This window comes from Pseudarthrobacter sp. MDT3-1 (assembly GCF_054510755.1).
Map to the genome: position 1 here is coordinate 17,653 of NZ_JBTNDX010000001.1, position 20,849 is coordinate 38,501.

Genomic DNA, 20,849 nt, shown 5'->3' on the forward strand with positions numbered 1-20,849 from the left:
GCGTTTAGCGCTGGACGGCGCCGAAGCGCTCTGCAGCCAGGGCAACCGCGCTTTCGCGCGCAGCCGAGGCCTCATCGGCCGTCAGCGTCCGGTCCGTTGCCCGGAAACGCAGGCCGAAGGCGAGCGATTTCTTGCCTTCTTCAATACCCTTGCCGGCGTAGACGTCGAACAGCGCCACGTCCTCCAGCAGCTCGCCGGCGCCTTCGCGGAGCGCTTCGAGGACCTGGTCCGCGGGAATCTCCTGCGGCACCACCAGGGCAACGTCCTGGGTGGCCACCGGGAACGTGGAGATGTGGCGGGCCACAATCACATCCGCAGCTGCCTCGAACAGGGCATCCGCGTTGAACTCCAGCGCCACCGAACGGGCAGGCATGTCGTGCGCGGCCAGGAGCTTCGGGTGCAGCTCGCCGGCGTAACCCACTACTTCGCCGGTCCGCAGCGAGAGCTGCGCGGCACGGCCCGGGTGGAACGCCTGGTGCGCACCCTGGCTGACCACAACCTCCACACCCAGGACATCCCCGGCGAGCCGGGCAATGTCAAGCGCGTCTGACCAGTCCCACAAGCGCGGCGTGTGGCCGGCGGCAGCGGGTGAATCGTGGCCCGTGAGGACAGCGGCGACGTGCAGCGGCTGGTCCGGAACGCCGTCGTACAGTGCATCCAGTACCTCGTCGGAAGGCTTGACGCCCAGCGGCGGGATGGACTGAGTACCCACGGTCTCGCCCGGCAGGAAAACGAGGCCCGACTCGAAGAGCGCCAGGTCGCGGAACCCGCGGGAGTAGTTCCGCTTGGCCACCTCGATCAGCCCGGGGAGGATGGACGTGCGCAGGAAGCCGTGTTCCTCGCTGATCGGGTTCGCCAGCTTGACCGCGCTCCGGGCCGCCCCCTGCTCGGCGACGCCGAACGTGTCGTTGGCCGCCTTGGAGACGAACGGGTAGGCCAGGACTTCGGTCAGACCGGCGTCGGCCAGTGACTGGATGAGCCGACGGCGCTGCTGCTGCACGCGGGTCAGGCCACGTCCCGGAGGGGCCACCGGAAGGGTGGCGGGGATGTTGTCGTAGCCCACCAGCCTTGCGATTTCCTCGGTGAGGTCTTCCTTGGTTTCCAGGTCGTTGCGCCAGCTGGGGGCGGTAACGGTCCAGCCGCCGTCGTTCTTTTCCACCACGGCGCCGAGGTCCACCAGCGAAGTGGTGATCTGTTCCTCGGTGAAATCGATGCCGATCCGCTGGGAAGCGAAGGCTGCCGGCAGCGCGATGGTCACGGCGTCCGGCGCGGTCCCGACGTCGGTCCCCGCCTGGTCGGCAACCCCGCCGGCGAGGTCCACCAGGAGGTCAACAACACGCTGGGCAGCGATGTCCGCCACGTGCCAGTCGACGCCGCGCTCGAAGCGCTTGGACGCCTCGGACGGCAGCTTGTGCCGGCGGCGGGAACGGCCAATGGACACCTCGTCGAAGTGCGCAGCTTCCACCAGGACGTTCGACGTCGAATCGCTCACCTCGGTGGCTGCACCGCCCATCACGCCGGCAATGCCGATCGCGCCGGAACCGTCGGTGATGAGGAGGTCCTCGATATCGAGCGCGCGCTCCTTGTCGTCCAGGGTGGTGATCTTCTCCCCCGCCACGGCGCGGCGGACCACGATGTCGCCGGACAGCTTGTCCAGGTCATAGCAGTGCGTGGGCTGGCCAAGCTCGAGCATCACGTAGTTGGAGATGTCCACGGGCAGGGAGATGGAGCGGATCCCGGCAAGCCGGAGCCTTGAGGTCATCCACGGGGGCGTCGGTTTGGTGGCGTCGACGCCGCGGACGGTGCGGGCCACGAAACGGTCGCAGCCGGGCTTGCCATAGATGGGAGCGTCGTCGTTGAGCTTCACGCCGTAGCCCCCGGAAAGCTCCGCCGGAGCCTGGACCTTGGTAGCGGGGTCCGTGAATCCCGTGCCGGTGGCGTGGGCGTATTCACGGGCCACACCACGGATGGAGAACGCGTAGCCGCGGTCCGGGGTCACGTTGATCTCGGCTGCCTGGTCATAAAGGCCGAGCAGTTCCATGGCGTCCGTGCCGATTTCCGGATCAAGCCCGATGCGGGACAGGACCAGGATGCCGTCGTGGTCCTCGCCGATGCCAAGCTCACGCACGGAGGCGATCATGCCGGCGGACAGGTGGCCGTAGGTCTTCCGCGCGGAGATGTGGAAGTCGCCGGGCAGGACCGCGCCGGGCAGCGTGACTACTACCTTGTCGCCCTCCACAAAGTTGTGGGCGCCGCAGATGATCCCCTGCACCCCGGACGGGTCGATGCTGTCGCCGGTCAGGGTCTGTTCCTGGCCTTCGGGGACAACCCGGACCTGGCACCAGTTGATGGTTTTGCCGTTGGTCTGGGGTTCCTTGACGATGCTCAGGACCTGGCCCACCACAACCGGACCCTGCAAGGCGTCCGTGGGACGGTGGACGTCCTCTTCTTCAAAACCGACCTTGACCAGTTCGGCCATCACGTCTTCGGCCGTTGCTCCGGCCGGTACTGCTGCGAATTCACGCAGCCAGGAAAGTGGGATACGCACTGTTAGATCTCCATCCCGAAGTGCTCGCTGAAACGTACGTCGCCTTCGATCATGTCGCGCATGTCGCCGACGTCATTGCGGAACATGAGCGCGCGCTCGATACCCATGCCAAATGCGAAACCGGAGTAGATATCCGGGTCGATGCCCGCGGCGCGGAGGACGTTGGGGTTGATCATGCCGCAGCCGCCCCATTCGATCCAGCGCGGGCCGCCCTTGGCGCCCGGGTGCCAGATGTCGAGTTCCGCGGAGGGTTCGGTGAAGGGGAAATAGTTCGGGCGCAGCCGGACGGACGCTTCGTCGCCGAACAACTGCCGGGTGAAGTGCTCCAGGGTGCCCAGGAGGTCGGCCATGCTCAAGTTCTTGTCGATGGCCAGGCCCTCGAACTGGTGGAAGACCGGGGTGTGCGTCGCGTCCAGTTCATCGGTGCGGAACACCTTGCCGGGGCAGAGGACGTAGATGGGCAACTCGCGTTCCAGCATGGACCGGACCTGCACCGGGGAGGTGTGCGTACGCATCACCAGGTGGGCCTCCGGCGGCTCCACGAAAAACGTGTCCTGCATTTCGCGGGCGGGGTGGTCCGGCTTGAAGTTCAGGGCGTCGAAGTTGAACCATTCGGATTCCACCTCGGGGCCTTCGGCGATTTCCCAGCCCATGCCCACAAAGATGTCCGCCACGCGGTCCTGCAGCGTGGAGAGCGGGTGACGCGCTCCTGCCCGACGACGGCGGGGTGCGGCAGTGACGTCCACCGTCTCTTCCAGCAGGATCCGGGCGTCGTTTTGTGCTTCCAGCTCGGCGGTGCGGTCCGCGAGCGCCTTGTTGACCCGGCCCCGTGAGGAACCCATGAGTTTGCCGGCTACGGCTTTCTGGTCTTTCGGCAGTCCGCCGATCTCCCGGTTGGCCAGGCTGAGCGGTGACTTCTCACCGGTGTGCGCCAGCCTCACCGCCTTGAGTTCGTCAAGGGTGCCTGCGCCGGCAATGGCGGCGATGGCCTGGTCTACAGCGGCAGTGATGGCGGCTTCATCCGTAGGGTTCGGGATGGCGGCGCCCGGCAAAGTTTCAGTCATCTACTGTTCTTAGCTACGAGTCGGGGCTGCCGGTGAGGGGTGCAGCCGCGCGCGGTTACCCGGCAGCGCATCCGTCACTGGCAGGTCATTCCGTGAATCCATGCTTGCTGAATGCACTCGATGACCAGGTCAGGGCACACCGGTCAAAAACTGGCGGCCACTATCCTCCAGTCTAAGTGAAGGCTCCGGTTACCATGGCCTTATGACACAAGGGCAGGGCCCGTCAGCCGCGCAGCTGTTGACGCCGGGGCAGCGCGTACGACAGCTCGCCAACCTGGCCAACGGCACTACCCTGCTGGGCCTGGCCGTTGCCGCGGCTGCGGGAACCGCCGTCAGCAAAGGCCCCCGCGGGCTGGTCATGGCGTCCGGCTACCGGTGGCGCATTCCGTATGCGGGGGCCTTCACCCTGGGCAACGTGGTCATCTACCGGATCCGGGCTGAAGAACTGACGTCCAATCCGGCGCTCCTGGGGCATGAGGAAAAGCACTGCAGCCAGTACGCCTACTGCCTGGGGTTGCCCTTCCTTCCGCTGTATTTCCTGGCCGCCGGCTGGTCGCAGCTCCGGACGGGCAATCCGGCGTCGGCGAATTTCTTCGAACGGCAGGCCGGCCTGGCAGCCGGCGGTTATGTTGACATCCGGACACCAAAGCCGGCGCCCCATGGCGCCGTCGGAATCGAGGTCTGACAATGACGGGCGAACCCAACACCACGACAAGCAACAGGACTATTATCGTGACCGGAACGGGGACGGCGGAGGCGCCACCTGACTTACTGACGATTTCTGTGGGCGTCGAGTGTCGGCGGGACAGCGTGGGCGCCGCCTATGCGGATGCAGGAACAGCGTCCGCAGCTGTATCCGGTGCGCTCCGCCGGCACGGCCTGGCTGACACGGACATCCGGACCTCCGGACTGAACGTCCGGCCGGAGTTCGTCTGGCGCGACAGCGGGGGCCAGCAGGTGACCGGGTACGTGACCTCCAGCATGCTCACCGTGCGCCTGCGGCAGGTCAGCGCGGCATCCGCCGTTATTGCCGCCGCAGTAGACGCCGGCGGCGATGACGTGCGCCTGAACGGACTGGAACTTGGCTTCTCGGATGAGTCAGCCGTCGCCGCCCTCGCCCGGGACGCTGCATGGCAGGATGCCTCAGTCAAAGCCGAACAGTTTGCATCCCTGGCGTCCGCGCGGCTTGGCGCGGTGATGTCCGTTGCCGAGCACCCGGATGCGCCCGGGCCGGTTCCGGTGGCCCGGATCCAGCGCGCCGCCGCCAGCGAAGCCATCAGCGTGGAGGCGGGCCACGCGGGCATTAACGCCAGCGTCACCGTGGTGTGGGAATTGTTGGACTGACGGTTTCCCGGGGGCCGACGCAAGCGGAAGCCACCGGCCGAAGCCACGGGGCGGAGCCCCCGGCGGGCAGTGAGTCCGGCGGGCGGTGAGTCCGGCGCGACCAGCCTGACGTGAGCCCTGCCGCCGGTGAGCCCGGCGCGCGGACTTCCGCGGCGCCCGGTCCTTGACTTAAGTTCGAACATATATTCGAATGGAAGGCATGAGATGGGATGAACAAGCGCTGATGCCCCGGCCCGCCGATGACCTCGGAAGTGGCCCATCACCTGCCCTGCTTCCCCTTGCCGGGTTGGTCCGTTCTGTGACCACCCCCGAATTCGCCGGCATCACCTTTCATGAGGTCACCGCCAAATCGGTGCTCAATAAGGTGGTGGCCGGGTCGCGGATGCCGTTTGAGTGGACCGTGAACCCGTACCGCGGCTGCAGCCATGCCTGTGTTTACTGTTTTGCGCGCAAGAGCCACACGTATCTCGACTTTGACGCCGGACTGGATTTCGACAGCCAGGTGGTGGTCAAGGTCAATGCGGCCGAGGTCCTCCGGAAGGAGCTGGCCAAACCGTCCTGGGGCCGTCACCAGGTGGCGCTTGGCACCAACACGGACCCCTACCAGCGGGCCGAGGGCCGCTACCAGCTGATGCCGGGAATCATCACGGCGCTGGCTGACTCAGGTACGCCGTTGTCCATCCTTACCAAGGGGACGCTGCTCGCCCGGGACATGCCGCTCCTGAAGCGTGCTGCCGCCCAGGTGCCGGTAGGGGTGGGCATTTCCCTGGCCATGACGGATGAGGCACTCTCGGAAGCCGTGGAACCAGGCACGCCAGGGCCTCGGGCGCGGCTGAAGCTGGTCTCCCGCTTACGCGATGCCGGGCTCCCCTGCGGTGTTATGGCGATGCCTATCCTGCCGTGGCTGTCCGACAGTGACGAAGCCCTTGATTCCCTGTTCGCTTCGTTGGCCGCGGCCGGTGCCACGGGCGTCACCGCCGGCGCCCTCTACCTGAAGCCGGGAACACGCGAGTGGTTCATGCAGTGGATTGCCAAGAACCATCCGGAACTGGCTGGCCGCTACCGGCGCCTCTATGACACAGGGTCCTACGCGTCGAAGGAATACCGCACCTGGCTCGCCGCAAAGGTGCGCTATTTCAAGCACCGGCATGGCTTCACCAGCGGCCACGGCTTCAGCCACCGCGATCTGGCAGACGATCCCCGAGGCGAGGAAGCCCAGTATCCGGAAGGAATCCTGCCTGTCCCCGGGACAACAGGCGCTGACTTTCGGAACGCCGACGAAGCAACAGCGCTCCGTCAACCTACCCTGTTCTGACGTCAGGATTTCAACGCGCGTGCGTGTCTGGCTGCTGCGCGCTGAGTGAGTGCAGGAGGGCTTCGACAATGGGGAAATCGGCCGGGATCCAGGGCAGGTCCAGCACTTCCCGGTGGTCCGTCAGCGCGACCCAGCGTAATGCGTCGTGGTCCTCGAGGGGTTGCGGCTCGCCCTGGATAATTTCGGCCAGCCAGACCCGCATGCTTGCCCGGTCGTTCAGCCGCCATCCGGTGGCCGCCGCTGCCGGGAGCTCGAGCCCCAGCCGGACACGCACGCCGAGCTCCTCACTCAGTTCCCGGTGCAATGCGGCCTCGCATTCCTCACCGGCGTCCACTTTCCCGCCGGGAAATTCCCAGAGCCCAGCGAACTGCTCGGGAGCAGTCCGCCTGGCCACCAGTATGCGGGCAGGGTTCGCCAACGAGTCCACTATTGCTCCGCCAACTACCTGTATCAGTCCACTCACCGCCCCAGTCTATGAGGGAGAATGGTTTGCGGACCCTCCCCCAGCATCCCCTTTGAAAAGCAGGCCCATGAGTAGCGTCGTCCAAACCTCCACCGCATCCAAGGCGAAGTCTCCACACGTTGGCGCAGCGATTTTCGCACTGGCAATGGGCGGCGTCGGAATCGGTGTCACGGAGTTCACCATGATGGGCCTGCTGAAAGAGGTGGAACAAGGACTCGGCATCAGCACCCCGGAGGCCGGACACCTCATTTCCGCCTACGCCCTCGGAGTTGTGGTGGGCGCGCCGCTGCTCGCCGCAGTCGGTGCCAAACTGCCACGCAAATACCTCGCACTGGGCCTCATGTTGTTCTTCACGCTGGCCAACCTGACGTCCTATGTTGCTCCCGATTACGGGAGCATGCTGGTTTCCCGGTTTGCGGCCGGGCTGCCGCACGGCGCATTCTTCGGGGTCGCGGCTGTGATCGCCGCCTCTCTGGTTTCCCCCACGCGTCGGGGTTGGGCCATCTCCATGGTGATGGCGGGCCTCTCCGTTTCGAACGTTATCGGCGTGCCCGCGGCCACCTGGGTGGGCCAGACCTTCGGCTGGCGGCTGCTGTTCCTCCTCGTAGGAGGCATTGGCTTGCTGACACTGGTGCTGCTGTGGCGCTATGTCCCATACCAGGCCCCCCATCCTGACGCGAGCATCCGCCGCGAACTCGGTGCGCTCAAGCGGCTCCAGGTGTGGCTGGCCATCCTGATCGGCATCGTGGGTTTTGGTGGCTTCTTCGCGACCTACACCTACATTGCGCACACCATGACCCTGGTGGCCGGTATTCCGGGATCGCTGTTGCCCATTGTGGTGGCACTCTACGGACTGGGCATGGTGGCCGGAACAGTCGTCGGCGGCAGGCTGGCCGACAAGTCAGTGATGGGGACGCTGTACTGGGTCCTGCCCGGGATCGCCGTCGCACTGGTGGTTTACGCGGTGGCTGTGCACTGGCCCTGGTCAGCCCTGGTGATGGTCTTTGTGGTTGGAGCGTCCGGCTCCATGCTGATCCCGGCCCTGCAGACGCGTTTGTTGGATGCGTCGCCGGACGCCCCCTCCCTGGCTTCTTCGCTCAACCACGCCGCGCTCAACGTTGCCAATGCCCTGGGCGCCTTCCTGGGCGGCCTAGTGATCGCCTGGGGCTGGGGCTTCGTGGCACCCGCGCTCGTGGGCGCCGTGTTGGCAGTCCTGGGCTTTGGCATCGCGGTGACCAGCGGCGTCCTGGAACGCAAAAAGCCGCTGGCCGCCTGATTCTGGGAACGGGCGGGCAGCGGCTTCACCGAAGCATTCGGTGCGCTGAGGAAGGAACGTCAGGCCTGCGGGTCCTGAGCCCCGGCCTCCGCGGCTATCTGGCCTGCACCGGGAACCTGACCGGCGCCTGAGACCCCGTCCGTGCGACTGTCCTCGCGGTGCAGATCCGGTTCGAGGTAGATCACCCGGGCCATCGGAACGGCGGTGCGGATTCGGGACTCCGCACCATCAATCGCGGCGGCGATGTCCCGGCCGGTTTCTGCGGCACCCACGGAGATCTTGGCGGCCACCAGCAGCTCCTCCGGTCCGAGGTGAAGGGTCTTGAGGTGGATGATCCGGTTGTGTCCCCCGGCCTCGATGGCCTCACTGATGCGGGCCACGTCATCCCGGGTGGCGGACTCGCCCAGCAGCAAGGACTTGGTTTCGATAGCCAGCACCACAGCGATGGCCACGAGCAGCAGGCCGATCATGCCGGTACCCGCGGCGTCCCAGATCCCGTTGCCGGTGACGAGGGTCATGCTCACACCCACGAGCGCGAACACAAGGCCAAGAAGCGCCCCGAGGTCTTCCAGCAGGATGACCGGCAGTTCCGGCTGCTTGGCCGTGCGCACAAAGCTCACCCAGCCCTGCTTGCCGCGGACGTGGTTGGATTCGATGATGGCCGTCCTGAACGAGAAAGACTCAGCAACAATGGCGCCGATCAGCACCGCCAAAGGAACCCACCAGAAGTCCCCTTCGATGGCGTGCGGGTGCTGCAGCTTCTCCCACGCTTCGAACAGTGCAAAAAGCCCACCCACGCTGAAGAGCACGATCGAGACGATAAAGGCGTAAATGTAGCGTTCACGGCCATACCCGAACGGGTGCTTCGGGCTGGCTGCCTTTCTGGCGCGCTTGCCGCCGATCAGGAGCAGCAGTTGATTGCCGGAGTCGGCAATCGAGTGGATGGCTTCGGCCAGCATCGACGAGGAAGCCGTCAGAAAAAAGGCCACGAATTTCAGGACGGCGATGGTCAGGTTTGCGGCTAGGGCCGCGACGATCGCCTTGGCACCGCCATTTGCAGCCACGGAGGCTTCTCCTCTTCACAGGTTTCAAGAACAAGCAGGGATATTCGCGGCGCCGCAGTCGGCTCCGCCCACGAATACCGTACCTTTTCGGGTGCAGAAGACGCACTTCTGACATCCACTAAGCCTGCTGACATCGGAGGGGCCGTATGTTAGCTTGAACACTAATCGGGACGTTTAGTCCCGACGAATATGAAGGAGGAGACATGGGTTTTCTTGCTTGGATTATTCTCGGCCTCATCGTAGGGGCCATCGTGAAAGCCGTTATGCCGGGCAAAGTCGGCGGCGGCTGGGTGACGAGTCTCGTGCTCGGCGTTGTCGGCGCGATTGTAGGCGGCTGGATTGGCAGCCTCCTGTTCGGCAAGGGTGACCTTGCCTTCTTTGATCTGGGTACCTGGATCCTGGCCATCGTAGGCGGCCTGGTAGTTGCCGGCGTCTACGGCGCCATCACAGGACGCAGCAAGAGCACACGGGCGCCCTGATACCCCTACCTCACCTGATTCATACAGCAAGGGCCCCGGAGAACTTCCGGGGCCCTGCCTTTTAAGTCACGTGTTCAGTCACGCTTTCTGGGACCTGGCACTCGCGTAGAGGCACACCGTTGCCGCCGTGCCGAGGTTCAAGCTTTCGGCTGCGCCGTATACGGGCACGGCCACCCGGTGATCGGCCAAGGCCAGTTCATCTTCGGCGAGCCCCTGCGCTTCGTTTCCGAACAGCCACGCTGTGGGACCCTCCAGGGCGAACAGCGATTCGACGCCAGGGCCTGCGATCCGGCGGGCGGCGTTTTCGTCCTGGAGCGTATCCAGGTTGACGTCACCGTCACCGTCGGCGGCCAGTATGCCAATTCCCCGCGCACGGCAGGCGGCTGCCACTTCCGCGATATCGGCACCCAGGACCACGGGCAGATGGAACAGGGAACCGGCGGTGGAACGGACGGCCTTGGGGTTATAGATGTCAACGCTGGACGAGGTCAGGATGACGGCGTCCGCCCCGGCCGCGTCAGCAGCCCGGAGTACAGTGCCGGCGTTGCCCGGGTCCCGGACCTGACACAGCACTGCAAGCAGCCGAGGGCCGGCGTCGAGGACCTGCTCAAGGCTCACGTCCAGGAAACCGCAGACCGCGAGAATGCCCTGCGGGGTAACCGTGTCCGCCATCGCGGCCAGCACTTCGTCGGTAGTGAGGTATGCGTCAATGCCCTCCGCGAGAGCCTCCAGGTCCGGGTGCCGGTCGAGGCAGGCCTCGCTCGCGTACACCTCATAGACGGCGCCGGGCTCGCCCGCTGCAATCCTTTTCTGGTGCAGAGTGAGGGCCTCACGGACAGCTTGGGGACCCTCCGCCAGAAACTCGCTGCGCTTTGAACGGGCCGGGCGCCCGGCAAGCTGTGCCACCTTCCTCACCCGATCAGCTCGGGGGTTGGAGAGTGGAAAGTCTTGCGGGCGCCCGGTTTCGTTCATACAAGAACCTTAGTGGCTTCAGCCACCAGTCCTCGAACTGGCGTGGGTGCTACTTGGCAGCCACGTCAGCGGCAGGCTTTGCAGCCTTGGCCTTGGGTGCCTTGGGGGCTGCGGCTTCGACGGCCGGAGCGGACGTGTCGGCAGGCAGGGAATCCTTGGCGATCTTCACCAGCGCGGCGAATGCGTTCGCATCCGAAACGGCCAGCTCAGCAAGCATACGGCGGTCAACCTCGACCTCAGCGGCCTTCAGGCCCTGGATCAGACGGTTGTAAGTCAGGCCGTTGGCGCGGGATGCAGCATTGATGCGCTGGATCCACAGGCGGCGGAAGTCGCCCTTCTTCTTCTTGCGGTCGCCGTAGCTGTACACAAACGAGTGCAGCAGCTGCTCTTTAGCCTTGCGGTACAGGCGTGAACGCTGTCCACGGTAGCCCTTTGCGCGTTCAAGGATAACCCGGCGCTTCTTGTGGGCGTTGACCGCCCTCTTCACACGTGCCACGTGCGTACTCCTTCGAAAATTCTGATCCCAAGCATCTACTGCCGGAACAACCGGCTGGCCTGAGAAGCCTTTTTGGTAGTTGACTGCTGCCAGGTGGCATCAGTCAGAGAACTTGGAACTTAGATGCCGAGCATCTTCCGGATGACCTTAGCGTCACCCTTGAAGACAATCTTGTCGCCGGCGAGGCGACGAGTCAGCCTGGAGGACTTGTGCTCAAGGTAGTGGCGGCGGTTGGCCTGCTGGCGGCGCAGCTTGCCGCTGCCGGTCAGCTTGAAGCGCTTCTTAGCACCACTGTGGGTCTTCATCTTCGGCATGGGAACCGATCTCCTTACGTGTCCACAGACATTGTCTGCAGTTCTTTCGAGCCGCCGCCCCTGCAGGCGGCATGCTGGTTGCGTACTGCAGGAGGATAACCTCCCGCAGCTTTGAACTAGGTAGTCTTCTTGCCAGCCGGCTTCGGAGCTGCCTTGGGGGCAGGCCTTGCAGCAGGCTTCGGCGCTGCCGGCCGGGCGATCGGCTTAGGCATTGGCACCGGCGGCCTCGGAGCTGCCGGAGCCGCAGCTTCGGCGGGCTTGGCAGCGACAGGAGCCTTGACGGGTGCCGGGGCTGCCTTGGGAGCCTCACGCTTGGGAGCAGCGGCCCTCGGGGCAGCCTGCTTGGGCGCCTCCTGGACGGCGGCTTCCTTCACGGGTGCTGCCTTGGCGGCGGTTTCCTTTGCAGGAGCTTCCTTCGCGGCGGCTTCCTTGACGGGAGCTTCCTTCGCTGGCGCTTCCTTGACAGGGGCCTCGGCTTCCGGAGCGGCTTCAGCAGGCGCCTCAGGAGCTTCAGACTGTGCCGCCGGAGCTTCGGTTTCCGGCTCCGTGGTGATGGCGAAACCTTCCGGAAGAAGGTCAGCCAGCGACTGCGTGAGCGGCGCCTGGTCGTCGCCGGACACGTCGATGCGGCCGCCACCCGTAGCTTTCGCTTCGTTCTGCGCCTTGGCCTCTGCACGCTGCGATGCGCGGCGTGCCTCGGCCTTGGCTTCGGCCTTGTTCTTCAGCGGGCCCACGACCATGACCATGTTGCGGCCATCGATACGGGGGCTGGACTCCACAACGCCCACTTCGGCGACATCGTCAGCGAAGCGCTGGAGCAGGCGGATGCCCATCTCCGGACGCTGCTGCTCACGGCCGCGGAACTGGATCATGGCCTTGACCTTGTCACCGGCACCGAGGAAGCGCAGTGCATGGCCGCGCTTGGTCTCGTAGTCGTGGGTGTCAATCTTGAGGCGGAAGCGGATTTCCTTCAGAACAGTGTTGGTCTGGTTCTTCCGTGCTTCACGTGCCTTGACGGCGGCCTCGTACTTGTACTTGCCGAAGTCCATCAGCTTGCACACCGGAGGCTTGGCCTGCGGTGCAACTTCAACGAGATCAAGATCGGACTCGGCAGCCAAACGCAGGGCATCGTCAATACGGACGATTCCTACCTGTTCACCTGCAGGACCGACCAACCGCACCTCGGGGACGCGGATACGCTCATTGATTCTTGGCTCGCTAATGTTAAAGCTCCTGTGATTGATGTGGTATTCACCGGCAAATAGAGAAGGCCCCCAATTGCCGGAGCAATCGAAGGCCTCGATGATCGGATGCACCGACCTCAGCAGAGGCAGTGCGCACTTCCCCAGGCTCAATGCCGGATGGAACTGTCCGACCGGTACCCGGCAACCTTGCTTCCTCAGGAATTACTTCCGGCGGGGAAAACGGCTGACGCGGGTGGGAGAGTACTCCGCTTGCAAACTGCATGTCATTCTACAGAACAAATCCCGCCTAACGCAGCTAAGCGTTGGTGGGACCTTCCACAGCGAAATAACGACATCCAGTCGGTCTGTGACAAGCTTACCAGTATGAGCACCCCAGACAGTAATTCACACGTTTTCGAGGCCCCGGCCGCCAAGGCTGACGTGACCCAGCAAATCCGCGATATCTCGGAGGTGCCGGCCATCGAGGTCATCACCACCGCCGCCGTGCACCTGATGAGCGCGGCAGCGGTCAAGCTGGGCCTCGCCGCCGAGGACAATGCAGAGGAACTCAAGGACCTGGACGAGGCCCGCAAGCTCATCACCGCCCTTGCCGGACTCGTGACCTCAGCGGCCCCCGAAATCGGATCCCAGCACGCCGGCCCGTTGCGCGATGGCCTGCGTTCCCTGCAGCTCGCGTTCCGCGAGGAGTCCATCATCCCGGATGCCCCGGGCAAGGGCCCGGGCGAGAAGTACACCGGCGCCGTCAACTAGAACCAGCCAGCAAACTTCACAAAGTACGACGACGGCGGCGGACGGTCCACACGGACCGTCCGCCGCCGTCGTGTTTCACCTAAGTTTTTGTCCAGATAACGGGACTTCCGCACCTGGAAAGGCGGAATATCTGGACAAAAAACTCTGGAGGCCGGCGTCAGACGGCGGCGCTCCGGCGTCGGTGGGCCTGGAGCAGCAGTCCCACCAGGCAGAGCAGAACGCCGGCCACGCCCACGGAGACAAAGCCGCCGGATGGTCCCATCCCGTCGATGAAAATCCCGGCAAGGGGCGCCCCGAGCGCCACACCGGCAGTCAGCGCAGAGCCGTACCAGCCCATCGCCTCGCCGCGGCGGTCCTCCGCCACCAGGTCTGCCACATGTTCGGAGGCGGCCGACAGGACAGGGGCGCACAACAGGCCCGGAAGGATCGAGACGAAGGCCAGCGTCCAGGTGTCCTGGGCGAAGCCCATCGGGATAGTCAGGGCCGCCATCCCCAGCAGCAGGAGGATCGGCGAAACTGGACGGTGCATGGCCCCGTAGACCAGTCCGCCGGCCACCGATGCGGCGCACCAAAAGAGGAACACAATGCCGAGTTCGCCCTGGTGCCCGCCTGTTTCCAGGGCAGCAACAATGCCAACGTCCGTGCCGCTGAGCACCATGCCGGTTCCAGCCGCCACGGCGAATACGGCCGCTACAGTGGCCGTGAGCCAGGCGAAGTTGTGGGCCACCTTGCCGCGCAGCCCCGCCGACCCTCTGCGGATGCGTTCTGCCCCGGCCGGGACGAGGTCTGCCGCTGCTTCCTGGAGGTGTGCTGGTGCGGCGGAAACCACAGCCACTTCCGCGGCGTGGCGCTGGTCTGCCTGGCACTCCTCAGTCTGCGTGGCACTTCGGGTGGGCGGGTTGAACCACATCAGGAACAATCCGGCCAGTGACGTGGAAACGCCCACCACGGTGAGTCCCAGAGCGGTGAAGCCGCTGGTGGCCACAACGGCTCCGGCGGCAGGCCCGATCATAAACACCATCTCCGTGGCGATCGAGTCCAGCGCAAAAGCGGTCCGCCGCTGATCGCCGTCCGCGAGGACGCCCAGGGACTGGCGGATCACACTGAAGATCGGCAACGTCAGCAGGCCGCCGACGAACACCAGCGGAAGCAGCCACTGGTAGGACACGTGCGGCACCATGGACCAGATGAGGGCCTCTGACACCACTGACGGAATCAGCGCCCGGCGCAGGCCAACAGTGTCCACGCGCCTGCCGCGCCATGGTGCGCCAACGGCAATGCCGATGGTCATAACAGCCGCTGCGGCGCCGGCTGCTGCGTACCCCTGGTCCAGGGTCAGGACGATATGCAGGGTCAGCAGCAGGCCTGCCGCGGAGTGGGGGATGCGGGCGATCATGCCGACCAGCAGCAGCCGCCGGATGGGCCGGTGGGCCAGCAGCTCCCGGTAAAGAGCGAAGTTCACGGAAAATCCTTTGGGTCTGCCCGCGGCAGTCCGGGATCTCCGCGCCAACCGTCAGCTATTGTGCCGCGCGCCGCAACTTGATTTCGATCGAGTCAACACGCTCTCCAAACAATACATTCCGGGACCATGCCTGCTGGAGGCCGGACACCAGGTCCTGTACTGCCAAAGCGTCCAACCCATCCTCAAGGTGGAGCAGCACCTGAAGTTCCGGCCCGGCACCGCCCCCGGTGAGCGTGGCACCGGTACCGGTGAGGACGGCGACGCCGGAACCCGGGAGGAGGGCAAGCTTGCGCACCGCAGGGAAGGCGGCCGTTGCCTCAGCCATCTCGGCTGCCAACGCCGCGTCTGTGTAGGAAGGGATCCACTCCCGTTGTTGGGCCAGCGCCCAGACGGCGGGCCGCCGGACCACGAACGTGACCTCCGAGCCCGGATCGAGCACCAGCAGCTCGGCCCCCTCGGCCACGGCTGAGAGGGCAGCCCTGGCGGCGTATACCGCCACCGGCCGGGCTTCGGGGTGCCAGGCAGCCAAGGCATTCGCCGAGCTGAACGCCGGCATGGCCGTCCGGCCGTCGGCGGCCTTCAGGGTGACCAGCGCCATGTCCGCCTGTTTGTCCGACGTCAGGCCGTCGACGCCGGCCGCTTCCTCGCCGAGCTGGGCGATGATCGGGATAAAGACTCGGGCGGTGGCCAGCGAGGCCACCACAGCCGCTTCGTCGCCGTTGCCGTCAACCAGAGCCGCGACGGCGGCGAGGTAGCCTGCGTCGGCCGTGCCGTCGTCGTCCTCGAAGTTATGGATCCTGCCTTCGTCCCCGGCGAGGCTCCGGCCTTCCCACGGCCGGCCGGCCGAGTCAGTACGGCCGCCCGCGCCCGCCAAAGCCGCCGCAATGTGTCCGGGCAGATGGCGCGGCGGCGGCGATTCCGCTGCCGGATCGGCGTTGTGCGTGCTGTCCACGGAACCGCCTAGCGGCGGCCGGCGACGTCGAGGGCTTCGGGGAGCGTGAAGGCACCGGCGTACAGCGCCTTGCCCACGATCGCGCCTTCCACGCCCAGCGGCACCAGGGAGCGCAGCACTTTCAAGTCGTCCAGGCTGGAGATGCCGCCGGAGGCGACCACCGGTTTGCCGGTCTTCTCCACCATCTGGCGCAGGAGTTCAACGTTGGGACCCTGCAGTGTGCCGTCTTTCGTAACGTCAGTGACAACGTACCGGGAGCACCCGGCTTCTTCGAGCCGGCCCAGGACCTCCCAGAGGTCGCCGCCTTCTTTGGTCCAGCCGCGGCCTGCCAGCGTGGTTCCGCGGACGTCGAGGCCGACGGCGATCCTGTCGCCAAAGCGGTCGATGGCACTGCGGGTCCACTCGGGGTTTTCCAGCGCCGCTGTGCCGAGGTTGACGCGGGCAACGCCGAGGGCCAGCGCCGCTTCGAGGGATTCGTCGTCCCTGAGTCCGCCGGACAGCTCCACCTTGATGTCAAGCCGGCCCACCAATTCACGGAGCAGCCCGGCGTTCGAGCCCCGGCCGAACGCGGCGTCGAGGTCCACCAGGTGTACCCATTCGGCGCCCTGCTCCTGCCAGTTGAGGGCTGCCTCCAGCGGTGTGCCGTAGTTCGTCTCGCTGCCGGCTTCGCCTTGGACCAGCCGCACGGCCTGTCCGTTTACGACGTCGACGGCGGGCAGCAGTTCAAGAACCGGCAGATCGGTTGCGGTGGTCATCTCAAATCCTTTTGGGTGTTGGGTTGCTCGTGGAAGCGGAACTGGGGGTTGCGTGGGCTAGGTTCCAGGAAGCGTCAGCAGGTACGCGGCCAGCAGCGCCATGCCGGCCAGGACGTAGAAGCCCACCTGGGTCCAGAGCGGTTTGTGCTGCTGCCTGAAGGACAGTGCGCCGCCCACCAATAGGCCGGCCAGGCCCATCAGGACAATCGACCACATCTAGGCGGCGTCCGTGGCAGCTGGCTTGCGAAGGCCGTCCACCCAGTTGCGCAGCAGCCGTGCACCGGCGTCGCCGGATTTTTCCGGGTGGAACTGGGTAGCGCAGAGCGGTCCGTTCTCCACTGCGGCAATAAAGCGCGCGCCATGCTCTGACCAGGTCACCAGGGGCGCAGTCATCCGCGGCTGGATCACGTCGAAGTTCCAGTCCTGGACACCATAGGAGTGAACGAAGTAGAAGCGCTGGTCCGCGACGCCGGCGAAGAGTTTGGATCCTTCCGGAACGTCAACCGTGTTCCAGCCCATGTGTGGCACCACCTCAGCGGGAAGGAGTTCCACCTTGCCCGGCCACTCCCCCATGCCTTCAGCTTCTGTCCCGTGCTCCACCCCGGCCTCGAACAGAACCTGCAGGCCCACGCAGATTGCCAGGACCGGCCTGCCCCCGGCCACGCGCCGGCCGATCAGCCGGATGCCGTCCACGGCCTTGAGCTCGCGCATTACAGTCTCGAACGCGCCGACGCCGGGTACCACCAGGCCGTCGGCATTAAGCACGTCCTCCGGCTTGGAGCTGAGGATGACCTCGGCTCCTGCCCGCTCCAGGGCGCGCACGGCGGACCGGACGTTTCCCGAACCGTAATCCAGGACAGTGACCGTCGGCTTGCCTTCGGGCGACACAGGCTTCTTGCCGGTTGCCGGATCGATGACGGCGCCGTCCCGGAGAATTTGGCCGCTCACAGGGCACCCTTGGTGGAGGGGATTCCCTCCACGCGGGGATCGGGCTCTACCGCAGCACGCAGGGCGCGGGCGAAGGCCTTGAACTGCGCTTCCACAATGTGGTGCGGGTCGCGGCCCGCGATGACGTTCATGTGGAGGCAGATGCCGGCGTGAAGCGTGATGGCCTCAAAGACGTGGCGGGTCAATGACCCCGTGAAGTGGCCGCCGATCAAGTGGTACTCCTGCCCGGCAGGCTCTCCGCCGTGCACCAGGTAGGGGCGGCCGGAGACGTCGACGACGGCCTGCGCCAGGGCTTCGTCGAGGGGCACGGTGGCCTCGCCGAACCTGCGGATCCCGGCCTTGTTTCCCAAGGCTGTGCGCAGAACTTCACCGAACGTGATGGCGACGTCCTCCACGGTGTGGTGGACGTCAATGTGGGTGTCACCGGTGGCTTTGACCGTCATGTCAATGAGCGAGTGCTTGCAGAGCGCCGTCAGCATGTGGTCGTAGAACGGGACAGACGTGTCGATGTCCGAAACGCCCGTGCCGTCGAGGTTAATCTCCACGAGCACTGACGATTCACTGGTGGCACGCTCCATGCGTGCGGTCCGGGGCGCGGCAGCGTTCGATCCGGTGAAGCTCATGGTCATATGTCCTTTAGGCGAAGTCAGTGATGCGAAAGCGAAGGAGATGTGCCGGCGCGCGGCGGCGCCAATACTTCAAGTTTAGGCGGGCATCCTGGCCTGGCTGGCCAGGATGCGTTCCAGCGACGTCAGGAAGGCTGTGGTCTCCGTCTCAGTTCCCGCCGTGACACGCAGGTGGCCGGGGATGCCGACGTCGCGGATCAGCACGCCGTCGTCCAGCAGCCGCTGCCAGACGTCATGCGGGCTGTCGAGGCCGCCGAAGAAGACATAGTTCGAATCGGAGGCGGCAGGTTTGAGTCCCATTCGCGTGAGTTCCGAGACGATGCGGTCGCGCTGCTCCTTGATGTCCTCGACGTCGGCCATCAGCGCAGTGCGGTGCTGCAGGGCGGCGAGGGCTGTTGCCTGGGTGATGGCCGAAAGGTGGTACGGCAGCCGGACCAGGCGCAGTGCGTCCGTGACTTCAGGAGCGGCGGCCATGTAGCCCAGACGGGCGCCCGCGAGGGCGAACGCCTTGCTCATGGTGCGGGACACAATGAGGCGCTCCCGGCCGGGCAGCAACGTAAGGGCGCTCGGCGTTCCGTCGTGGGCGAACTCGTGGTAGGCCTCGTCAACGATGACGATGGTATGGCTGGCCTCGCCGGCCTCGTACACGGCCTCCACGACGTCCAGGCCCAGCCCAGTGCCGGTGGGATTGTTCGGCGAGCAGAGGAAAACGATGTTGGGCTGAAGCTCTTTGACCTGCAACGCGGCCGACTCGGCACTGAGCCCGTAATCGTCGGCCCGCTGCCCGACGATGTACCCGGTGTCCGTGCCGCTGGCCAGGAGCGGATACATGGAGTACGTGGGCGGGAATCCCAGGGCCGTCCGCCCGGGTCCGCCGAAGGCCTGGAGAATCTGCTGGAGGACCTCGTTGGACCCGTTGGCCGCCCAGATGTTGGTGGCATCCAGACCGTGGCCGAGATATTCGGCCAGCGCTTCCCGGAGTTCGGTGAACTCACGGTCCGGGTAGCGGTTGAGGCCCGCCGCGGCTTCCGTCACGGCCACGCTGATCGCGGCCCGGACGTCCGCCGGGACGCCATGGGTGTTTTCGTTGACGTTCAGCAGGATAGGTACATCCAACTGCGGGGCACCGTACGGGGTCAGTCCGCGGAGGTTGGTCCGGAGGGGAAGTCTGTTCAGACGCTCTAGCTGGTCATTCACCTGAACAGTTTAGGTCCGAAGCAGACGGCCGGAAAATGTGACGGCCTGCGGCGGCACACGCCCGAGCCCGCAGGCTCTTTACCTGGTGGGGACGAAGAGTTGCTGTCCGGGGACAACGCCGCCGGCGGAAAGGTTGTTCAACTGGGCAATATCCGCGATGACATCACGGGGATCACGCTCGGGCGCAACGGTACTGGCGATGGCCCAGAGTGACTGGCCGGCCTGCACCGTGACCGAGACTGTTGGCGTTAGCGACAGGTCGGCGGCAGAATCGGCGGCCTTTGCCGGGGCGTTGAGGAAACCTGCCAGGGAAAGCAGGATTGCGGCAAGAATCACCAGCGGGATGCCGATGAGGACAATCCGGCCCCTGCGGGTCAGGCGCAGCGGCGGCAACGGTTCCCTGCGCTGCCTTGGCGCCGAACCCGACGTCGAAACGGGTGCGGACCACTGCCGCGAGGTGAGGTCCTGCACGGAAATGAACTGCGGACGCGAGTCCTGCGAAGCAGATAAAGCTGACATGAAATGAGCCCTCCTGGACCATACTGTGCTGCCCGGCGCGCCCTCCGCGTCCACTTGCCGGTACCGGCCTGAGCCGTCCATAGATTCGAATATTCGAATCCGCAAGCAACGAGTAGAACACATGTTCGAACTTTGCTTCTTCATTTTTAGCACTTATCAACGAATATTGTCGAGACTCGCTAGAACAAATGTTTGAAAAAGCCCTGTGGCTGGCCTACGTTTGGATGAAAGAACAACCACCTCTGTAGTTCATCAGCAGGGTCTGACAATCAACTCCGACACCAGCCCCGGGGCGTTCCAGGCACCAGCGGCCGGAGCGGAGCCGGGCAACCGAAAGGCATTGGCGAACATGGCAGCACCAGCCGCCGAGGGCAAGGCGACACCGCAGCGCCGCCAACCCCCACGGACTCCCAAGGGGCTCACCGCCCGCCAAAAGAAGATCCTTGAAACCATCCAGCGCTCGGTGAATGACAACGGCTATCCGCCGTCGATGCGTGAAATCGGTGACACCGTGGGCCTGGCGAGTTTGTCGAGCGTGACCCACCAGCTCTCGCAACTGGAGAAGCTGGGATACCTTCGCCGGGACCCCAAGCGTCCGCGCGCCATGGAAGTCCTGATGCCGTTGACGCTTGACGGCGGGTCCCCTAAGGCGAACGGGACAACCAAGCCCTCAGTCCTGCACGGCATCGGCGGGACGGTCACCGAACTTCCCTCTGCCATGGACACCGCGATGGTGCCGTTGGTGGGCCGGATCGCGGCCGGCGGGCCCATCTTTGCTGACCAGGTGGTGGAAGATGTGATGCCCCTGCCCCGGCAGCTCGTGGGCCAGGGTGAGCTCTTTATGCTGCGCGTGGCCGGCGACTCCATGGTGGATGCTGCCATCTGCGACGGCGACTGGGTAGTGGTCCGACGGCAGGCAGACGCCTCCAACGGCGATATTGTCGCGGCCCTGCTGGACGACGAAGCCACCGTCAAGACCTTCCGCCAGCGCGATGGCCACACGTGGCTGTTGCCGCAGAACACCCAGTACGAGCCCATCCTGGGCGATCACGCCACAATCATGGGCAAGGTCGTCTCGGTCCTGCGGTCGCTATAGGACC

The 20,849-nt window shown here is 65.3% G+C and carries 22 protein-coding genes and 1 pseudogene; 7 read left to right on the plus strand and 16 right to left on the minus strand.

What is annotated here, in order from left to right; translation table 11 throughout:
- Window positions 1–4: 4 nt before the first annotated feature.
- Both pheT and pheS read right to left on the minus strand, forming a co-directional pair.
- Complete coding sequence (pheT, locus tag ACX80X_RS00070; RefSeq protein ID WP_252611244.1) at window positions 5–2,548, minus strand: phenylalanine--tRNA ligase subunit beta; 2,544 nt, start codon at window positions 2,546–2,548, stop codon at window positions 5–7.
- A gap of 2 nt (window positions 2,549–2,550) precedes the next feature.
- Window positions 2,551–3,612 carry a phenylalanine--tRNA ligase subunit alpha gene (pheS, locus tag ACX80X_RS00075; protein ID WP_104063385.1) on the minus strand — a complete coding sequence of 354 codons (1,062 nt, stop codon included), beginning with the start codon at window positions 3,610–3,612 and terminating at the stop codon, window positions 2,551–2,553.
- A gap of 202 nt (window positions 3,613–3,814) precedes the next feature.
- Between pheS and ACX80X_RS00080 the strand changes: the two genes are divergently transcribed.
- The 3 genes from ACX80X_RS00080 to ACX80X_RS00090 all read left to right on the plus strand — a co-directional run bounded on the left by ACX80X_RS00080 (window position 3,815) and on the right by ACX80X_RS00090 (window position 6,271).
- Complete coding sequence (locus ACX80X_RS00080; RefSeq protein ID WP_252611242.1) at window positions 3,815–4,297, plus strand: hypothetical protein; 483 nt, start codon at window positions 3,815–3,817, stop codon at window positions 4,295–4,297.
- A gap of 2 nt (window positions 4,298–4,299) precedes the next feature.
- Window positions 4,300–4,956: an SIMPL domain-containing protein gene (locus ACX80X_RS00085; RefSeq protein ID WP_252611241.1), complete on the plus strand. Its 657-nt coding sequence runs from the start codon at window positions 4,300–4,302 to the stop codon at window positions 4,954–4,956.
- A 199-nt stretch (window positions 4,957–5,155) separates the two neighbouring features.
- Window positions 5,156–6,271, plus strand: a complete 1,116-nt coding sequence (locus ACX80X_RS00090; RefSeq protein WP_252602068.1) for an Rv2578c family radical SAM protein — start codon at window positions 5,156–5,158, stop codon at window positions 6,269–6,271.
- 10 nt (window positions 6,272–6,281) lie between these two features.
- Here the strand turns inward: ACX80X_RS00090 and ACX80X_RS00095 are convergent, their stop codons facing one another.
- Window positions 6,282–6,734: a (deoxy)nucleoside triphosphate pyrophosphohydrolase gene (locus ACX80X_RS00095; RefSeq protein WP_252611239.1), complete on the minus strand. Its 453-nt coding sequence runs from the start codon at window positions 6,732–6,734 to the stop codon at window positions 6,282–6,284.
- Window positions 6,735–6,801: 67 nt separating this feature from the next.
- On the opposite strand from ACX80X_RS00095, the gene ACX80X_RS00100 reads away from it, so the two are divergent.
- Complete coding sequence (locus tag ACX80X_RS00100; protein WP_252602071.1) at window positions 6,802–8,010, plus strand: MFS transporter; 1,209 nt, start codon at window positions 6,802–6,804, stop codon at window positions 8,008–8,010.
- Window positions 8,011–8,069: 59 nt separating this feature from the next.
- Here the strand turns inward: ACX80X_RS00100 and ACX80X_RS00105 are convergent, their stop codons facing one another.
- The gene (locus tag ACX80X_RS00105; RefSeq protein WP_252611237.1) at window positions 8,070–9,074 is read right to left on the minus strand and encodes a cation diffusion facilitator family transporter; all 1,005 of its coding nucleotides are present in this window, start codon (window positions 9,072–9,074) and stop codon (window positions 8,070–8,072) included.
- Between the two features lie 203 nt (window positions 9,075–9,277).
- Here ACX80X_RS00105 and ACX80X_RS00110 point away from each other — a divergent pair, with 203 nt between their 5' ends.
- On the plus strand, window positions 9,278–9,553 hold the full coding sequence (locus ACX80X_RS00110) for a GlsB/YeaQ/YmgE family stress response membrane protein (RefSeq protein WP_056342958.1): 276 nt from the start codon (window positions 9,278–9,280) through the stop codon (window positions 9,551–9,553).
- Window positions 9,554–9,631: 78 nt separating this feature from the next.
- Here ACX80X_RS00110 and ACX80X_RS00115 read toward each other — a convergent pair whose 3' ends face one another.
- The 4 genes and pseudogenes from ACX80X_RS00115 to infC form a co-directional block, all read right to left on the minus strand.
- Window positions 9,632–10,525, minus strand: coding sequence for a TrmH family RNA methyltransferase (locus ACX80X_RS00115; protein ID WP_252602073.1), 894 nt, complete (start codon window positions 10,523–10,525; stop codon window positions 9,632–9,634).
- Between the two features lie 49 nt (window positions 10,526–10,574).
- Entirely contained in the window at window positions 10,575–11,021 is a 447-nt protein-coding gene (gene rplT / locus ACX80X_RS00120; RefSeq protein ID WP_252611235.1) for a 50S ribosomal protein L20, read from the minus strand.
- Between the two features lie 119 nt (window positions 11,022–11,140).
- The gene (rpmI, locus tag ACX80X_RS00125; RefSeq protein WP_009358635.1) at window positions 11,141–11,335 is read right to left on the minus strand and encodes a 50S ribosomal protein L35; all 195 of its coding nucleotides are present in this window, start codon (window positions 11,333–11,335) and stop codon (window positions 11,141–11,143) included.
- A 731-nt stretch (window positions 11,336–12,066) separates the two neighbouring features.
- Window positions 12,067–12,651 (minus strand): annotated as a pseudogene (gene infC, locus ACX80X_RS00130) (translation initiation factor IF-3); the annotation flags it as partial.
- 252 nt (window positions 12,652–12,903) lie between these two features.
- Between infC and ACX80X_RS00135 the strand changes: the two are divergent.
- The gene (locus ACX80X_RS00135; protein WP_056342948.1) at window positions 12,904–13,290 is read left to right on the plus strand and encodes a DUF1844 domain-containing protein; all 387 of its coding nucleotides are present in this window, start codon (window positions 12,904–12,906) and stop codon (window positions 13,288–13,290) included.
- A 157-nt stretch (window positions 13,291–13,447) separates the two neighbouring features.
- Here ACX80X_RS00135 and ACX80X_RS00140 read toward each other — a convergent pair whose 3' ends face one another.
- The 8 genes from ACX80X_RS00140 to ACX80X_RS00175 form a co-directional block, all read right to left on the minus strand.
- Window positions 13,448–14,752, minus strand: coding sequence for an MFS transporter (locus tag ACX80X_RS00140; RefSeq protein ID WP_252613651.1), 1,305 nt, complete (start codon window positions 14,750–14,752; stop codon window positions 13,448–13,450).
- 55 nt (window positions 14,753–14,807) lie between these two features.
- Entirely contained in the window at window positions 14,808–15,704 is an 897-nt protein-coding gene (locus ACX80X_RS00145; RefSeq protein WP_252564719.1) for an SseB family protein, read from the minus strand.
- A gap of 8 nt (window positions 15,705–15,712) precedes the next feature.
- Entirely contained in the window at window positions 15,713–16,459 is a 747-nt protein-coding gene (gene priA / locus ACX80X_RS00150; protein WP_252611228.1) for a bifunctional 1-(5-phosphoribosyl)-5-((5-phosphoribosylamino)methylideneamino)imidazole-4-carboxamide isomerase/phosphoribosylanthranilate isomerase PriA, read from the minus strand.
- Window positions 16,460–16,516: 57 nt separating this feature from the next.
- Window positions 16,517–16,675, minus strand: coding sequence for a hypothetical protein (locus ACX80X_RS00155; RefSeq protein ID WP_167349814.1), 159 nt, complete (start codon window positions 16,673–16,675; stop codon window positions 16,517–16,519).
- Complete coding sequence (gene hisH / locus ACX80X_RS00160) at window positions 16,676–17,407, minus strand: imidazole glycerol phosphate synthase subunit HisH (protein ID WP_141140036.1); 732 nt, start codon at window positions 17,405–17,407, stop codon at window positions 16,676–16,678.
- Window positions 17,404–18,030: an imidazoleglycerol-phosphate dehydratase HisB gene (gene hisB, locus ACX80X_RS00165; RefSeq protein WP_252611226.1), complete on the minus strand. Its 627-nt coding sequence runs from the start codon at window positions 18,028–18,030 to the stop codon at window positions 17,404–17,406. The genes hisH and hisB overlap by 4 nt, the downstream gene beginning before the upstream one ends.
- Window positions 18,031–18,111: 81 nt before the next feature.
- Window positions 18,112–19,230 carry a histidinol-phosphate transaminase gene (locus ACX80X_RS00170; RefSeq protein WP_252611224.1) on the minus strand — a complete coding sequence of 373 codons (1,119 nt, stop codon included), beginning with the start codon at window positions 19,228–19,230 and terminating at the stop codon, window positions 18,112–18,114.
- Between the two features lie 78 nt (window positions 19,231–19,308).
- Window positions 19,309–19,749, minus strand: coding sequence for a LysM peptidoglycan-binding domain-containing protein (locus ACX80X_RS00175; protein ID WP_459309935.1), 441 nt, complete (start codon window positions 19,747–19,749; stop codon window positions 19,309–19,311).
- A gap of 349 nt (window positions 19,750–20,098) precedes the next feature.
- Here ACX80X_RS00175 and lexA point away from each other — a divergent pair, with 349 nt between their 5' ends.
- A complete protein-coding gene (lexA, locus tag ACX80X_RS00180; protein WP_252611220.1) occupies window positions 20,099–20,845 on the plus strand; it encodes a transcriptional repressor LexA in 747 nt (248 codons plus the stop codon).
- The last annotated feature ends 4 nt before the right edge of the window (window positions 20,846–20,849 follow it).

Coding starts and splice junctions, on each gene's coding strand:
- ACX80X_RS00175 (WP_459309935.1), bottom strand. CDS start 19,749: ATGTCAGCTTTATCTGCTTCGCAGGACTCGCGTCCGCAGTTCATTTCC.
- ACX80X_RS00155 (WP_167349814.1), bottom strand. CDS start 16,675: ATGTGGTCGATTGTCCTGATGGGCCTGGCCGGCCTATTGGTGGGCGGC.
- ACX80X_RS00085 (WP_252611241.1), top strand. CDS start 4,300: ATGACGGGCGAACCCAACACCACGACAAGCAACAGGACTATTATCGTG.
- hisB (WP_252611226.1), bottom strand. CDS start 18,030: ATGAGCTTCACCGGATCGAACGCTGCCGCGCCCCGGACCGCACGCATG.
- ACX80X_RS00100 (WP_252602071.1), top strand. CDS start 6,802: ATGAGTAGCGTCGTCCAAACCTCCACCGCATCCAAGGCGAAGTCTCCA.
- ACX80X_RS00110 (WP_056342958.1), top strand. CDS start 9,278: ATGGGTTTTCTTGCTTGGATTATTCTCGGCCTCATCGTAGGGGCCATC.
- lexA (WP_252611220.1), top strand. CDS start 20,099: ATGGCAGCACCAGCCGCCGAGGGCAAGGCGACACCGCAGCGCCGCCAA.
- ACX80X_RS00080 (WP_252611242.1), top strand. CDS start 3,815: ATGACACAAGGGCAGGGCCCGTCAGCCGCGCAGCTGTTGACGCCGGGG.
- ACX80X_RS00135 (WP_056342948.1), top strand. CDS start 12,904: ATGAGCACCCCAGACAGTAATTCACACGTTTTCGAGGCCCCGGCCGCC.
- priA (WP_252611228.1), bottom strand. CDS start 16,459: ATGACCACCGCAACCGATCTGCCGGTTCTTGAACTGCTGCCCGCCGTC.
- rpmI (WP_009358635.1), bottom strand. CDS start 11,335: ATGCCGAAGATGAAGACCCACAGTGGTGCTAAGAAGCGCTTCAAGCTG.
- ACX80X_RS00115 (WP_252602073.1), bottom strand. CDS start 10,525: ATGAACGAAACCGGGCGCCCGCAAGACTTTCCACTCTCCAACCCCCGA.
- pheS (WP_104063385.1), bottom strand. CDS start 3,612: ATGACTGAAACTTTGCCGGGCGCCGCCATCCCGAACCCTACGGATGAA.
- ACX80X_RS00090 (WP_252602068.1), top strand. CDS start 5,156: ATGAGATGGGATGAACAAGCGCTGATGCCCCGGCCCGCCGATGACCTC.